Origin of the sequence: Neptuniibacter halophilus (assembly GCF_030295765.1) — a bacterium.
GTDB lineage: Bacteria > Pseudomonadota > Gammaproteobacteria > Pseudomonadales > Balneatricaceae > Neptuniibacter > Neptuniibacter halophilus.
In genome coordinates this window covers 1,426,481-1,439,537 of sequence record NZ_AP027292.1, presented here as the reverse complement: position 1 = coordinate 1,439,537, position 13,057 = coordinate 1,426,481, and the positions used below count along the sequence as shown (strand labels likewise).

At 50.4% G+C, this 13,057-nt stretch carries 26 protein-coding genes; all 26 read left to right on the top strand.

The annotated features are described in order from the left end of the window. The first annotated feature begins 116 nt into the window (after nucleotides 1–116). The 26 genes from rplC (at nucleotide 117) to QUD59_RS06555 (ending at nucleotide 13,041) form a co-directional block, all read left to right on the top strand. Nucleotides 117–755: a 50S ribosomal protein L3 gene (gene rplC / locus QUD59_RS06680; protein WP_286240382.1), complete on the top strand. Its 639-nt coding sequence runs from the start codon at nucleotides 117–119 to the stop codon at nucleotides 753–755. Nucleotides 756–766: 11 nt separating this feature from the next. After that, nucleotides 767–1,372 carry a 50S ribosomal protein L4 gene (rplD, locus tag QUD59_RS06675; protein WP_286240380.1) on the top strand — a complete coding sequence of 202 codons (606 nt, stop codon included), beginning with the start codon at nucleotides 767–769 and terminating at the stop codon, nucleotides 1,370–1,372. Beyond that, nucleotides 1,369–1,665 carry a 50S ribosomal protein L23 gene (gene rplW, locus QUD59_RS06670; RefSeq protein ID WP_286240379.1) on the top strand — a complete coding sequence of 99 codons (297 nt, stop codon included), beginning with the start codon at nucleotides 1,369–1,371 and terminating at the stop codon, nucleotides 1,663–1,665. Before rplD ends, rplW begins: the two co-directional genes overlap by 4 nt. 15 nt (nucleotides 1,666–1,680) lie before the next feature. Further along, nucleotides 1,681–2,508: a 50S ribosomal protein L2 gene (gene rplB / locus QUD59_RS06665; protein WP_286240377.1), complete on the top strand. Its 828-nt coding sequence runs from the start codon at nucleotides 1,681–1,683 to the stop codon at nucleotides 2,506–2,508. 12 nt (nucleotides 2,509–2,520) lie between these two features. Further along, nucleotides 2,521–2,796 carry a 30S ribosomal protein S19 gene (gene rpsS / locus QUD59_RS06660; protein ID WP_286240376.1) on the top strand — a complete coding sequence of 92 codons (276 nt, stop codon included), beginning with the start codon at nucleotides 2,521–2,523 and terminating at the stop codon, nucleotides 2,794–2,796. Nucleotides 2,797–2,804: 8 nt separating this feature from the next. Then, on the top strand, nucleotides 2,805–3,137 hold the full coding sequence (gene rplV, locus QUD59_RS06655) for a 50S ribosomal protein L22 (protein ID WP_434025544.1): 333 nt from the start codon (nucleotides 2,805–2,807) through the stop codon (nucleotides 3,135–3,137). A gap of 23 nt (nucleotides 3,138–3,160) precedes the next feature. Beyond that, the gene (rpsC, locus tag QUD59_RS06650) at nucleotides 3,161–3,841 is read left to right on the top strand and encodes a 30S ribosomal protein S3 (RefSeq protein ID WP_007021356.1); all 681 of its coding nucleotides are present in this window, start codon (nucleotides 3,161–3,163) and stop codon (nucleotides 3,839–3,841) included. A gap of 11 nt (nucleotides 3,842–3,852) precedes the next feature. After that, nucleotides 3,853–4,266 carry a 50S ribosomal protein L16 gene (gene rplP / locus QUD59_RS06645; RefSeq protein WP_067862864.1) on the top strand — a complete coding sequence of 138 codons (414 nt, stop codon included), beginning with the start codon at nucleotides 3,853–3,855 and terminating at the stop codon, nucleotides 4,264–4,266. After that, nucleotides 4,266–4,457, top strand: a complete 192-nt coding sequence (rpmC, locus tag QUD59_RS06640; RefSeq protein ID WP_286240366.1) for a 50S ribosomal protein L29 — start codon at nucleotides 4,266–4,268, stop codon at nucleotides 4,455–4,457. Before rplP ends, rpmC begins: the two co-directional genes overlap by 1 nt. A gap of 2 nt (nucleotides 4,458–4,459) precedes the next feature. After that, nucleotides 4,460–4,723 carry a 30S ribosomal protein S17 gene (gene rpsQ, locus QUD59_RS06635; RefSeq protein WP_286240365.1) on the top strand — a complete coding sequence of 88 codons (264 nt, stop codon included), beginning with the start codon at nucleotides 4,460–4,462 and terminating at the stop codon, nucleotides 4,721–4,723. A gap of 74 nt (nucleotides 4,724–4,797) precedes the next feature. Continuing rightward, complete coding sequence (gene rplN / locus QUD59_RS06630; protein ID WP_286240364.1) at nucleotides 4,798–5,166, top strand: 50S ribosomal protein L14; 369 nt, start codon at nucleotides 4,798–4,800, stop codon at nucleotides 5,164–5,166. A 106-nt stretch (nucleotides 5,167–5,272) separates the two neighbouring features. Beyond that, entirely contained in the window at nucleotides 5,273–5,587 is a 315-nt protein-coding gene (rplX, locus tag QUD59_RS06625; RefSeq protein WP_286240363.1) for a 50S ribosomal protein L24, read from the top strand. Nucleotides 5,588–5,601: 14 nt separating this feature from the next. Further along, on the top strand, nucleotides 5,602–6,141 hold the full coding sequence (rplE, locus tag QUD59_RS06620) for a 50S ribosomal protein L5 (RefSeq protein ID WP_286240361.1): 540 nt from the start codon (nucleotides 5,602–5,604) through the stop codon (nucleotides 6,139–6,141). 12 nt (nucleotides 6,142–6,153) lie between these two features. Further along, a complete protein-coding gene (gene rpsN, locus QUD59_RS06615; protein WP_286240360.1) occupies nucleotides 6,154–6,459 on the top strand; it encodes a 30S ribosomal protein S14 in 306 nt (101 codons plus the stop codon). Nucleotides 6,460–6,539: 80 nt separating this feature from the next. Next, nucleotides 6,540–6,932: a 30S ribosomal protein S8 gene (gene rpsH, locus QUD59_RS06610; RefSeq protein ID WP_286240359.1), complete on the top strand. Its 393-nt coding sequence runs from the start codon at nucleotides 6,540–6,542 to the stop codon at nucleotides 6,930–6,932. An 11-nt stretch (nucleotides 6,933–6,943) separates the two neighbouring features. Then, a complete protein-coding gene (gene rplF / locus QUD59_RS06605; protein WP_286240358.1) occupies nucleotides 6,944–7,477 on the top strand; it encodes a 50S ribosomal protein L6 in 534 nt (177 codons plus the stop codon). A gap of 13 nt (nucleotides 7,478–7,490) precedes the next feature. Continuing rightward, on the top strand, nucleotides 7,491–7,841 hold the full coding sequence (gene rplR, locus QUD59_RS06600; protein ID WP_286240357.1) for a 50S ribosomal protein L18: 351 nt from the start codon (nucleotides 7,491–7,493) through the stop codon (nucleotides 7,839–7,841). Nucleotides 7,842–7,852: 11 nt separating this feature from the next. Further along, nucleotides 7,853–8,353 (top strand): 30S ribosomal protein S5, encoded by a 501-nt coding sequence (gene rpsE / locus QUD59_RS06595; protein WP_286240356.1) that lies wholly within the window; start codon nucleotides 7,853–7,855, stop codon nucleotides 8,351–8,353. 6 nt (nucleotides 8,354–8,359) lie between these two features. Further along, nucleotides 8,360–8,539, top strand: coding sequence for a 50S ribosomal protein L30 (rpmD, locus tag QUD59_RS06590; protein WP_067983812.1), 180 nt, complete (start codon nucleotides 8,360–8,362; stop codon nucleotides 8,537–8,539). Between the two features lie 17 nt (nucleotides 8,540–8,556). Beyond that, nucleotides 8,557–8,991, top strand: coding sequence for a 50S ribosomal protein L15 (gene rplO, locus QUD59_RS06585; RefSeq protein WP_286240355.1), 435 nt, complete (start codon nucleotides 8,557–8,559; stop codon nucleotides 8,989–8,991). Further along, the gene (gene secY, locus QUD59_RS06580) at nucleotides 8,992–10,311 is read left to right on the top strand and encodes a preprotein translocase subunit SecY (protein ID WP_286240354.1); all 1,320 of its coding nucleotides are present in this window, start codon (nucleotides 8,992–8,994) and stop codon (nucleotides 10,309–10,311) included. A gap of 26 nt (nucleotides 10,312–10,337) precedes the next feature. Next, nucleotides 10,338–10,454, top strand: a complete 117-nt coding sequence (gene rpmJ / locus QUD59_RS06575; RefSeq protein ID WP_007021200.1) for a 50S ribosomal protein L36 — start codon at nucleotides 10,338–10,340, stop codon at nucleotides 10,452–10,454. A gap of 149 nt (nucleotides 10,455–10,603) precedes the next feature. Continuing rightward, on the top strand, nucleotides 10,604–10,960 hold the full coding sequence (rpsM, locus tag QUD59_RS06570; protein WP_286240349.1) for a 30S ribosomal protein S13: 357 nt from the start codon (nucleotides 10,604–10,606) through the stop codon (nucleotides 10,958–10,960). A gap of 25 nt (nucleotides 10,961–10,985) precedes the next feature. Further along, the gene (gene rpsK / locus QUD59_RS06565; protein WP_286240348.1) at nucleotides 10,986–11,375 is read left to right on the top strand and encodes a 30S ribosomal protein S11; all 390 of its coding nucleotides are present in this window, start codon (nucleotides 10,986–10,988) and stop codon (nucleotides 11,373–11,375) included. Between the two features lie 15 nt (nucleotides 11,376–11,390). Then, nucleotides 11,391–12,011 carry a 30S ribosomal protein S4 gene (gene rpsD, locus QUD59_RS06560; RefSeq protein WP_286240347.1) on the top strand — a complete coding sequence of 207 codons (621 nt, stop codon included), beginning with the start codon at nucleotides 11,391–11,393 and terminating at the stop codon, nucleotides 12,009–12,011. Between the two features lie 25 nt (nucleotides 12,012–12,036). Then, nucleotides 12,037–13,041, top strand: a complete 1,005-nt coding sequence (locus tag QUD59_RS06555) for a DNA-directed RNA polymerase subunit alpha (protein WP_286240346.1) — start codon at nucleotides 12,037–12,039, stop codon at nucleotides 13,039–13,041. Nucleotides 13,042–13,057: the final 16 nt, after the last annotated feature.

The window sequence follows — 13,057 nt, the reverse complement described above, 5'->3', positions numbered from 1 at the left end:
AACTGCGCAGAATTAATTTTTATTAATGAAGCGCTTATTTAGTGTGGAATGCTCTGGAAAGGGCAGCCGTAGTGGGTAACAGCCCCGTACACAACTGGCAAGAGGTTTTAAAAGAAATGTCTGTAGGTCTAATCGGACGTAAAGCGGGTATGACTCGCGTCTTCACTGAAGACGGCGTATCCGTGCCAGTCACCGTCATCGAAGTGGAACCGAACCGCGTTACTGCTGTGAAAACAGAAGAAACCGACGGCTACACTGCTGTGCAGGTTACTACTGGTTGTAAGAAGGCTAATCGCCTGTCTAAGCCAGAAGCCGGTAACTTCGCTAAAGCGGGCGTAGAAGCGGGCCGTGGTTTGTGGGAGTTCCGCCTGTCAGGTGGCGACGAAGTCAACGTTGGCGACGAGCTGACAGTTGCGCGCTTCGAAGCTGGTCAGAAAGTTGACGTAACAGGTCAGTCCAAAGGTAAAGGTTTCCAGGGTGGTATCAAGCGCTGGAACTTCTCCATGCAGGACGCGACTCACGGTAACTCTCTTTCTCACCGTGCTCCGGGTTCTATTGGTCAGTGTCAGACTCCTGGTCGTGTTTGGAAAGGCAAGAAGATGGCAGGTCAGATGGGTAATGAGCGTGTAACCGTTCAGACCCTGGAAGTTGTTCGCGTAGACGCTGAACGCAACCTGCTGTTGATCAAAGGTGCTGTTCCAGGCGCAACTGGCGGTGACGTAATCGTTAAACCAGCTGTTAAAGCTGGCGCCTAAGGGGGTTTGAAATGAATCTGAATTTAGCTGGAGCTAATGGTTCGGTTGAAGTTTCCGACCTGGCTTTTGGTAAAGAATTCAACGAGACGCTGGTACACCAGGTAGTTACTGCTTACCTGGCTGGCGGTCGTCAGGGTACTAAAGCTCAGAAAAACCGTTCTGCGGTTTCTGGTGGCGGTGCAAAACCATGGCGTCAGAAAGGTACTGGCCGTGCACGTGCGGGAACTAGCCGTTCTCCAATCTGGCGTGCTGGTGGTGTGACCTTTGCTGCTCAGCCACGTGACTATGCTCAGAAAGTAAACAAGAAAATGTACCGCGCAGCAATGCGTTGCATCTTCTCTGAGCTGGTACGTCAGGAGCGTCTGGTTGTTGTTGAAGAGTTTGCTGTTGAGTCTCCAAAGACAAAACAGTTTGTGGCCAAGCTGAACGAGCTTGAGCTGGATAATGCACTGCTGATTACTGAAGACGTAGAGCAGAACCTGTACCTGGCATCCCGCAACGTACCACACGTTGACGTACGTGATGCTGAAGGCCTGGACCCAGTTTCGCTGGTTGGCTTTGAAAAAGTACTGGTTACTGTAGCTGCGCTGAAGAAAATCGAGGAGAAGCTGGCATGAAACAGGAACGCATTTATCAAGTGCTGCTGGGCCCGCACATCTCCGAGAAAGCTACTATCGTAGCTGATGGTTCTCAGCAGGTTGTTTTTCGTGTAGCAAAAGACGCTACTAAACCGGAAATCAAACAGGCAGTTGAAGAGCTGTTCAACGTTAAAGTTAAAGGCGTGAACGTTCTCAATGCTAAGGGCAAAACCAAGCGTACTATGCGTGGTTTCGGTAAGCGTAGCGATGTGCGTAAAGCATACGTTGCACTGGCTGAAGGCTCTGAGATTGATTTCCTGGGTGGCGAGTAATAGAGGGTTTATAAAATGGCAGTGACTAAAACTAAGCCGACCTCTGCTGGACGCCGTCATGTAGTGAAGGTGACTAACTCTGAGCTACACAAGGGCAAGCCGTATGCAGCTCTTGTTGAGAAGAAGAGCAAGAGCGGTGGTCGTAACCACCACGGTCGCATCACGACTCGTCACATTGGCGGTGGTCACAAACAGCAGTACCGTATCATCGATTTCCGTCGCAATAAGGACGGTATTCCAGCGACTGTTGAGCGCCTGGAATACGATCCTAACCGTTCCGCACACATCGCTCTGGTTGTGTACGCAGACGGTGAGCGTCGTTACATCATTGCACCAAAAGGTGTAGCTGCAGGCACTCAGATCATGTCTGGTGATTCTGTAGACATCAAGCCGGGTAACACTATGCCTCTGCGCAACATCCCTGTGGGTTCTGTAATCCACTGTGTTGAGCTGAAGCCTGGTAAAGGTGCACAGATTGCTCGTTCCGCGGGTACATCTGCACAGCTGGTAGCACGTGAAGGTGCTTACGCTACTCTGCGTCTGCGTTCAGGCGAGATGCGTAAAGTCCTGGTTGAGTGTCGTGCAACCCTGGGTGAAGTGAGCAACAGTGAACACTCCCTGCGTCAGCTGGGTAAAGCCGGTGCAACACGCTGGCGTGGTGTTCGTCCTACTGTTCGTGGTGTTGCGATGAACCCAGTAGACCACCCACACGGTGGTGGTGAAGGTCGTACTTCCGGTGGTCGTCACCCAGTGACACCATGGGGTGTTCCGACTAAGGGTTATAAAACTCGTAAGAACAAGCGTACAGACAAGTTGATCGTACGCCGTCGTAACGCTAAGTAAGAGGATACAGCTGTGCCACGTTCACTGAAGAAAGGTCCATTTATCGACCTGCACCTGTTGAAAAAGGTAGAAGCTGCGATTGAAGCCAACGACCGTCGTCCAATCAAAACTTGGTCTCGTCGTTCTACGATTTTCCCGAATTTCGTGGGTTTGACAATTGCAGTACACAACGGCCGTCAGCATGTTCCAGTATTCATTACTGAAGACATGGTTGGTCATAAACTGGGCGAGTTTGCCGTGACACGTAACTACCGTGGTCACGTTGTAGACAAGAAAGCCAAGCGATAAGGAGTAAGATGATGGAAGTTGCCGCTAAGCACAAAGGCGCCCGCATCTCTGCACAGAAAGCTCGTCTGGTTGCTGACCAGATTCGCGGTAAGTCTGTGGGTGAAGCTCTGAACATCCTGGCGTTTAGTCCTAAAAAAGGTGCGGCGCTTGTTAAGAAGGTACTGGAGTCTGCTATTGCTAACGCAGAGCATAACGAAGGTGCTGATATTGACGAGCTGCGCGTTTCAACTGTCTTTGTTGATGAAGCAATGACAATGAAGCGTATCAAGCCGCGTGCGAAAGGTCGCGCTGATCGTATTTTGAAGCGCTCCTGTCACATCACTGTAAAAGTGGCCGACTGAGCTGACTGCTAGGAGAGTTCGTTATGGGTCAGAAAGTACATCCGACCGGTATTCGTCTCGGTATTGTTAAAGATCACACTTCTGTGTGGTACGCAGACAAGAGCGAATACGCAAGCAAGCTGCAGAATGATCTGCAGGTACGTGAGTACCTGGACAAGCAGCTGGAAAAAGCATCTGTCAGCCGCATCGAAATCGAGCGCCCTGCACAGAATGCAAAAATTACCATCCACACTGCCCGTCCAGGTATTGTGATTGGTAAAAAAGGCGAAGATGTTGAGAAACTGCGCAACACTGTATCTGAAATGATGGGTGTTCCTGTTCACATCAACATCGAAGAAATTCGTAAACCAGAACTGGACGCGCGTCTGGTAGCACAGGGTGTTGCCAGCCAGCTTGAGCGTCGTGTCATGTTCCGTCGTGCTATGAAGCGTGCGGTACAGAACGCAATGCGTCTGGGTGCCAAGGGCATCAAGATTCAGCTGGGCGGTCGTCTGGGTGGTGCCGAGATTGCTCGTAGCGAGTGGTATCGTGAAGGTCGTGTGCCATTGCACACCCTGCGTGCTGATATCGATTACGCTACTTATGAAGCGCACACCACTTACGGTGTGATCGGCGTTAAAGTCTGGATCTTCAAGGGCGAGATTCTGGGTGGCATCGAACAGGTGCGTGCCGAGAAGAATGCGCCTAAGAAGAAAGGGAAGTGAGGTAGACGTCGATGCTACAACCAAAACGTCTTAAGTTCCGCAAAATGATGAAAGGCCGCAACCGCGGTCTGGCACAGCGCGGTAGCACTGTAAGCTTTGGTGAGTTTGCACTGAAAGCGACCGGCCGTGGTCGAATCACTGCACGTCAGATCGAAGCGGCACGTCGTACCATGACACGTCACGTTAAGCGTGGTGGTAAAATCTGGATCCGTGTGTTCCCAGACAAGCCAATCTCCAAGAAACCGCTTGAAGTACGTATGGGTAAAGGTAAGGGTGCAGTTGAGTATTGGGTTGCTCAGATCAAGCCTGGTAAAGTTCTGTTCGAAATGAGCGGCGTACCAGAGCAGCTTGCTTCTGAAGCCTTCACCCTGGCTGCTGCTAAATTGCCTGTTGCAACAACCATTGTTAAACGGACGGTGATGTAATGAAAGCAACTGAACTACGTGAAAAGTCCGTTGATGAGCTGCAGCAGGAACTGCTGGGTCTTCTGAAAGAGCAGTTTAATCTGCGCATGCAGAAGACTACCGGTCAGCTGGCTCAGACTCATCTGCTGGGACAGGTTCGTCGCGATATCGCTCGTGTTAAGACAGTACTCAACGAAAAGGCAGGTAACTAAGTATGAGCGCCGAAAAACGTACTCGAACTGTTACTGGTCGCGTTGTTAGCGACAAGATGGATAAAACCATCACAGTTCTGGTTGAGCGCAAAGAGAAGCATCCGATTTACGGAAAATTCATGAAGCGCTCTACTAAACTGCATGCTCACGATGAGAAAAACGAGTGTCAGCAAGGTGACCTGGTTACCATCGCGGAAACTCGTCCGCTGTCTAAGAGTAAATCTTGGGCACTGGTTCGTATTGAAGAGCGTGCAGCAAAGGTGTAAACTATTGCGCCTTTGCTCCATTAGCCGGTCCGTCCGCCTTGCGGGCGGCCTAAAAATGTTTTTGGAGTAAGACCATGATTCAGACTGAATCTATGCTTGACGTTGCTGATAACAGTGGCGCTAAGCGAGTACAGTGTATTAAGGTCCTGGGTGGTTCTCACCGCCGTTACGCTTCTGTAGGTGACATTATTAAAGTTACCGTTAAAGAAGCGATTCCTCGCGGTAAGGTGAAGAAAGGTCAGGTTCTTAACGCCGTAGTGGTACGTACCCGTAAAGGTGTTCGTCGCCCAGATGGTTCAATTATCCGCTTTGATACAAACTCTGCGGTACTGTTGAACGCAAGTGACGCCCCGATCGGTACTCGTATCTTCGGCCCAGTGACGCGTGAACTTCGCTCTGAGAAGTTCATGAAAATCATTTCCCTGGCGCCTGAAGTGCTGTAAAGACTGAACGACGTAAAAACTGTTCGGTTTATGTAAAAACGCTAACACCGGAAGGTGTTGGCGTTTTTGAGCATGAGAGGGTAGCAGGAAGCGATATAGGTATATTATGCGCAAGATTAAACGTGACGATGAAGTAATTGTCATCGCAGGAAAAGACAAGGGCAAGCGTGGCACTGTCATGCGTGTTCTGGACGACCGTCTGGTCGTTTCTGGTATCAACATGGTGAAGAAGCACACCAAGCCTAACCCAATGCTGGGTAAGCCAGGTGGCATCGTTGAGAAAGAAGCAGCGATTGCTGTTTCCAACGTAGCGATCTTCAACCCGCAGACTGGTAAAGGCGATCGTGTAGGCTTCAAAGTTCTTGAAGACGGCACTAAAGCACGCTTCTACAAGTCCACCGGCGAAATCATTGGCGGATAAGGGGAGCTGATATCATGTCTAGACTTAAAGCGCTTTATAACGATTCCGTTAAGCAGCAGCTGAAAGATGAGCTGAACTGCCCTAACGTAATGGCTGTTCCACGTTTGACCAAAATTACCCTGAACATGGGTGTTGGTGAAGCGCTGGGCGATAAAAAACAGCTGGAAAATGCGGTTGCAGATATGACTGCAATTGCAGGTCAGAAGCCAGTGGTAACTCTGGCACGTAAATCCATCGCGGGCTTCAAGGTTCGTGAAGGCTGGCCAATTGGCTGTAAAGTAACACTGCGCGGTGAGCGTATGTGGGAATTCCTGGATCGTCTGGTAGATATTTCTATCCCACGTATCCGCGACTTCCGTGGCCTGAACCCGAAATCTTTCGACGGTCGTGGCAACTACAGCATGGGTGTTAAAGAGCAGATTATCTTCCCTGAAATCGAATTCGATAAGGTAGATAAAATGCGTGGTATGGACATTACGTTCACTACGACTGCTCAGACTAACGAAGAGGGTCGTGCCCTGCTGGCTGCCCTGAACTTCCCGTTCCGTAAGTGATAGGGGTATATCATGGCTAAGGAATCAATGAAGGCACGTGAAGATAAGCGTGCAAAACTAGTTGCTAAATTTGCTGAGAAACGTGCTCAGCTTAAAGCAATCATCAATAACCCTAACTCATCAGAAGACGAAGTTTGGGACGCGACTATGGCACTGCAGAAGCTGCCACGTGACTCAAGCAAATCCCGTCAGCAGCGTCGTTGTCAGCTGACTGGTCGTCCTCACGCTGTATACCGCAAGTTCGGCATCTGCCGTAACAAACTGCGTGAAGCAGCAATGCGTGGTGATGTTCCGGGTCTGAAAAAGGCTAGCTGGTAATCTACCAGTTGGTATAACGGTAAGCGCGGCGGTCTGGCCCTTGGGTACCGCGTCGCGCTGCACATGAGGAAGTAAATGCAATGAGCATGCAAGATACACTCGCGGATATGTTCACACGTATCCGTAACGGTCACATGGCTGAAAAGCAGGCCGTATCTATGCCGTCTTCCAAAGTAAAAGTATCTGTAGCTAAAGTTCTTAAAGAAGAAGGTTACATCGTTGACTACTCCGTAGAAGGCGACGTAAAACCGGTTCTGAACGTCGAGCTGAAATACTTTGAAGGTAAGCCGGTAATCGAAGAGATCAAGCGCGTAAGTCGTCCAGGTCTGCGTATCTACAAGAACGCAAACGAGCTGCCAAAAGTATCTGGCGGTCTGGGTGTAGCGATCATCTCCACCAGTAAAGGCGTCATGGCCGATCGTACTGCACGTAGTGCGGGCATCGGTGGTGAAGTTATCTGCACGGTATTCTAAGAGGTATTCCAATGTCACGTATTGCGAAAAACCCCGTAGTTGTACCTGCAGGTGTTGACGTTAAGCTTGATGGTCAGTCCATCAGCGTTAAAGGTTCTAACGGTCAGCTGTCTCTGGATGTGCACCCTTCTGTTGAAGTTGCACAGGAAGAGGGTACTCTGAAGTTCTCCGCTCGTGAGAACTCCAAGCTGTCCAAAGCCCTGTCTGGTACTACTCGCTCTCTGGTCAACAACATGGTTGTTGGTGTTACTGAAGGCTTCAAGAAAACTCTGCTTCTGCAGGGTGTTGGTTACCGTGCTGCTGCTAAAGGCACCACGCTGAACCTGAACCTGGGCTTCTCTCACCCAATCGACTATGAACTGCCAGAAGGCATCTCTGTTGCAACGCCAAACGTAACCACTATCGAACTGTCTGGTGCAGACAAGCAGGTACTGGGTCAGGTTGCTGCTGAGATTCGTGCGTTCCGTCCACCAGAGCCATATAAAGGCAAGGGTGTTCGTTATGCTGATGAGTATGTTCGCCGTAAAGAAGCGAAGAAAAAGTAAATAGGGCAGGGTTATGAACGCTAAGAAACAATCTCGTATTCGTCGTGCTCGCCGCTCCCGCCTGAAAATGCGTGAGTTGGGCGCTACACGTCTGTGCGTTACTCGCACACCGCGTCACATCTACGCTCAGGTTATCTCTGCTGATGGTGCTAAAGTCCTGGCGGCTGCCTCCACTGTAGAAAAAGATCTGCGTGCTACTGCTGGCGGTAACATCGCTGCAGCGGAAAAAGTTGGCTCCCTGATCGCTCAGCGCGCAGTGGAAGCTGGTGTGACTGAAGTAGCTTTCGACCGTTCTGGTTTCCAGTATCACGGTCGTGTTAAAGCTTTGGCTGATGCAGCCCGCGAAGGCGGCCTGAAGTTCTAAAGGGATCGAATATGTCAAATATCGAACAGAAAGACGGCGATCTGCAGGAAAAGCTGGTTCAGGTTAACCGCGTCGCTAAAGTAGTTAAAGGTGGTCGTATCTTCGGCTTTACAGCACTGACTGTTGTTGGTGACGGTAAAGGTCGTGTAGGTTTCGGCCGTGGTAAGGCACGTGAAGTTCCAGCTGCTATTCAAAAGGCAATGGAACAGGCTCGTCGTAACATGGTTTCAGTTGAACTGAACGGCGACACGCTGCAGTACCCAATCAAAGCACGTCACGGTGCTTCTAAAGTTTACATGCAGCCTGCTTCTCAGGGTACTGGTGTAATCGCAGGTGGTGCGATGCGTGCAGTGCTGGAACTGGCAGGTGTCCACAACGTACTGGCTAAGTGCTACGGCTCAACTAACCCTGTGAACGTTGTACGTGCGACTGTTAAAGGTCTGGCGTCAATGAAGTCACCGGAAGATGTTGCTGCTAAGCGCGGTAAGTCCGTAGACGACATTCTGGGGTAATCGACGATGGCTAAGACTGTTAAAGTAACACTGGTACGTAGCCCTATCGGTACTCTGCCTAACCACAAGCTGTGCGTTAAGGGTCTGGGTCTGCGTCGTATTGGACACACAGTGGAAGTCGAAGACACTCCATCTGTACGTGGCATGATTAATAAAGTTAACTACATGGTTCGTGTAGAAGACTAATTAAGGGAGTTCATAGCATGCGTCTGAACACTCTGAGTCCAGCTGATGGTTCTCGTAAACCCGCCAAACGTGTTGGTCGTGGTATCGGTTCCGGTCTGGGTAAGACATGTGGCCGTGGTCACAAAGGTCAGAAATCCCGCTCTGGCGGTTCTGTGAAACCAGGTTTTGAAGGCGGTCAGATGCCTCTGCAGCGTCGTCTGCCAAAATTCGGCTTCACTTCTCGTATTGCCCGTTACGTTACTGAGATTCGTCTCAACGAACTGGCTAAGATCGAAGCGGAAGTTATCGATCTGGAAGCACTGAAAGCTGCAGACATCATCAAGCAGGAAATCAAAACTGCGAAAGTGATCCTGTCTGGAGAGATCAATAAGGCTGTCACCGTTAAAGGTCTGAAAGTGACCAAAGGTGCACAGGCTGCTATCGAAGCTGCTGGCGGTAAAGTCGAGGCGTAAATGGCTAAAAAAGGACCAATACCGGCTGGAGTGCAGAGCGGACTGGGCGAGCTTAAATCTCGTCTGCTGTTCGTTCTGCTGGCGATCGTGGTTTACCGGATCGGGGCGCATATCCCTGTTCCGGGTATCAACCCGGATCGACTGGCCGCGCTGTTTGATCAGAATCAGGGCACAATCCTGAGTCTCTTTAACATGTTCTCCGGTGGTGCACTGGAGCGAATGAGTATTCTGGCGTTGGGTATCATGCCGTATATCTCTGCATCGATTATCATGCAGTTGATGACGGTAGTCAGCCCGACCCTGGCTCAGTTGAAGAAAGAGGGTGAGGCTGGGCGTCGTAAGATTAACCAGTACACTCGCTACGGGACTGTTCTACTGGCAACTGTCCAATCCTTCGGTATGGCCGTGGGTTTGGCAAATCAGGGCGTTGCGTTCAGCGCTGACGTCAGCTTCTACTTTGTAGCCGTGGTAACACTGGTTGCAGGTGCTGTGTTCCTGATGTGGCTGGGTGAGCAGGTGACCGAGCGGGGTATCGGTAACGGTATCTCAATTCTGATCTTCGCCGGTATTGTGGCTGGTCTGCCTAGTGCGATCGGTCAGGCCTTTGAAGCAGCTCGCCAGGGCGATTTGAACATCCTGGCACTGCTGGCTATCGCGTTCCTCGCGATTGCTACTGTAGGTTTTGTTGTGTTTATGGAGCGCGGCCAACGCCGTATCACCATTAACTATGCGAAGCGTCAGCAGGGCAACCGTGTATTTGCGGCTCAGTCCAGCCATCTGCCTCTTAAGGTGAATATGGCCGGGGTGATTCCGCCAATTTTTGCATCCAGCATTCTGCTGTTCCCTGCTTCCATGGGCCAATGGTTTGGTCAGAGTGAAGGCATGGACTGGCTGCAGGACGTTGCGCTGGCGCTTGGACCAGGCCAGCCGCTGTATATCCTGCTGTTTTCGATTGCAATTATCTTTTTCTGCTACTTCTACACTGCGATTGTTTTCAATCCAAAAGATGTAGCAGATAACCTGAAAAAATCAGGTGCTTTTATTCCGGGTATTCGTCCGGGTGAGCAGTCCGCACGTTACATTGATACCGTGCTTGGACGACTGACTCTGTTTGGCGCGCTCTACATTACTGCGGTGTCTCTGATGCCTCAGTTCCTGGTAGTTGCAGCCAACGTACCGTTTTATTTCGGTGGCACCTCACTCCTGATCGTCGTTGTCGTCGTGATGGATTTTATGGCGCAGGTTCAGTCTCATCTGATGTCTCATCAGTACGAGTCCCTGATGAAGAAATCTAATCTCAAAGGTGGCCGCGCAAGTTAATGCGCTATGGCTACATGGAGTAGATCATGAAAGTACGTGCATCTGTTAAAAAGATCTGCCGTAACTGCAAAATCGTTCGTCGTAACGGTTCAGTACGTGTGATCTGTAAAGTAGAGCCGCGTCACAAGCAGCGTCAGGGTTAATTTAATCCTGATTTGGGCGCAGAAGCGCGCAACACTTGATTTAATTTTAATCAACGTGTATTATTGCGCGCCTTCTGCGAACAGAACAAATTTATTATTGGTGTCGCTGGATTGATTCCAGACACCTTTTTTATGAACGGAGTAATAGAATGGCCCGTATAGCTGGCGTCAACATTCCTGACAATAAGCATGCGGTAATTTCTCTGACTTACATTTACGGTATTGGCCGCACGACAGCGTCCAGCATCTTGGAATCTTGCGGTATTGCACCGACTACCAAGATTGCTGATTTGTCCGATGAGCAATTGGACATCGTTCGTGGAGAAGTTGCTAAGTTTACTGTTGAAGGCGATCTGCGTCGTGAAATTTCCATGAGCATCAAACGTTTGATGGACCTTGGTTGTTTCCGCGGAATTCGCCACCGTCGTAACCTTCCGGTTCGCGGTCAGCGTAGTAAGACTAACGCGCGCACTCGTAAGGGCCCGCGTAAGCCGATCCGTAAATAAGTGGTAAGCGATAGGAATTCCGAATATGGCAAAGCCAGGTAATCGCACACGCAAAAAAGTGAAGAAGCAAATTGCGGATGGGTTCGCCCACATCCACGCTTCTTTTAACAACACGATCATTACAATTACTGATCGCCAGGGTAATGCTCTTTCCTGGGCAACTGCAGGTGGCTCCGGCTTCCGTGGTTCCCGTAAGAGTACCCCATTCGCTGCTCAGGTTGCGGCTGAGCGCGCTGGACAGGCTGCACTTGAGTACGGCCTGAAAAACCTCGACGTATTTGTTAAAGGCCCGGGACCAGGCCGCGAATCTGCTGTTCGCGCTCTGAACGCTTGTGGCTACAAAATTGCAAATATCACTGACGTGACGCCAATCCCTCATAACGGTTGTCGTCCACCGAAGAAACGTCGCGTTTAATCTGGAGACGGTAATATGGCTCGTTATCTTGGACCTAAGTGCAAGCTATCTCGCCGGGAAGGTACAGACCTTTTCCTGAAGAGTGGTGTTCGTGCACTGGACAGCAAGTGTAAAGCTGAGACTGTCCCTGGTGTTCACGGCGCTCGTCGTGGTCGTCTTTCCGACTACGGCCTGCAGCTGCGTGAAAAACAGAAAGTTCGTCGTATGTACGGCGTACTGGAACGACAGTTCCGTAGTTACTACAAAGAAGCGGCTCGCCGCAGTGGCGCAACAGGTGAAGTCCTGCTGCAGCTTCTGGAAGGTCGCTTGGACAATGTTGTATATCGCATGGGTTTCGGTGCTACTCGCGCTGAAGCACGTCAGATCGTATCTCACCGCTCCATCACTGTGAACGGCCAGGTTGTGAACATCGCTTCATACCAGGTTAAAGCAGGTGACGTTGTGGCAGTTCGCGAAAAAGCTAAGACTCAGCTGCGTATCAAAAACGCACTGGAACTGGCTGGTCAGCGTGCTCCAGTTGAGTGGGTTGAAGTAGATGCGGGCAAAATGGAAGGTACCTTCAAGGCTACTCCAGAGCGCTCCGATCTGTCTGCTGATATCAACGAACAGCTGATTGTAGAGCTGTACTCGAAGTAATTTTTAACTTTAATTTGGTGGAAATATGCAGCGTTCGGTAAATGAGTTTCTAAGTCCACGTCATATTGACGTACAGGAAATCAGCAAAACACGCGCAAAAGTGACTCTTGAGCCACTAGAGCGTGGATTTGGCCATACGCTGGGCAATGCACTGCGCCGTATCCTTCTCTCTTCTATGCCGGGTTGTGCCGTAACAGAAGTTGAGATCGACGGCGTGCTGCATGAGTACAGCACAATTGAAGGTGTTCAGGAAGATGTCATTGAGATCCTCCTGAACCTGAAAGGGGTTTCTGTATTGCTGCACAACAGCGATGAAGTGACCCTGACTCTGAGCAAATCTGAAGCAGGTCCTGTAACTGCTGGCGACATTCAACTGAATCAGGATGTTGAAATCGCTAACCCGGACCACGTTATTGCTCACCTTAACGAAGGCGCGAGTCTGAACATGCAACTGACTGTGAGCCGTGGCCGTGGCTACGTTCCAGCAGATGCGCGTGTTTCTGATGAAGAAGAGACTCGTGCGATTGGTCGTCTACAACTGGATGCTACTTTCAGTCCGGTACGTCGCGTTTCCTACGTAGTAGAAAGTGCTCGTGTAGAACAGCGTACTGACCTGGATAAACTGGTTATCGATATCGAATCTAACGGTACGATTGACCCGGAAGAAGCTATCCGTCGCGCAGCTACTATCCTGCAGCAGCAACTGATTGTGTTTGTTGATCTGGAAGATGGCGCTGATCAGGCGAAAGACGAACCAGAAGAGCCGGAAATTGATCCGATCCTTCTGCGTCCGGTAGACGATCTGGAGCTGACTGTACGTTCCGCCAACTGTCTGAAAGCAGAACAGATCTACTACATTGGTGATCTGATCCAGCGTACAGAGGTCGAACTGCTGAAGACTCCGAACTTGGGTAAGAAGTCGCTGACAGAGATCAAAGATGTACTTGCTTCTAAGGGTCTGTCCCTGGGCATGCGTCTTGAGAACTGGCCACCGGCTAGCCTGAAGAACGACGATAAAGTCGCTTCCTGATTCGGCGATAATAACT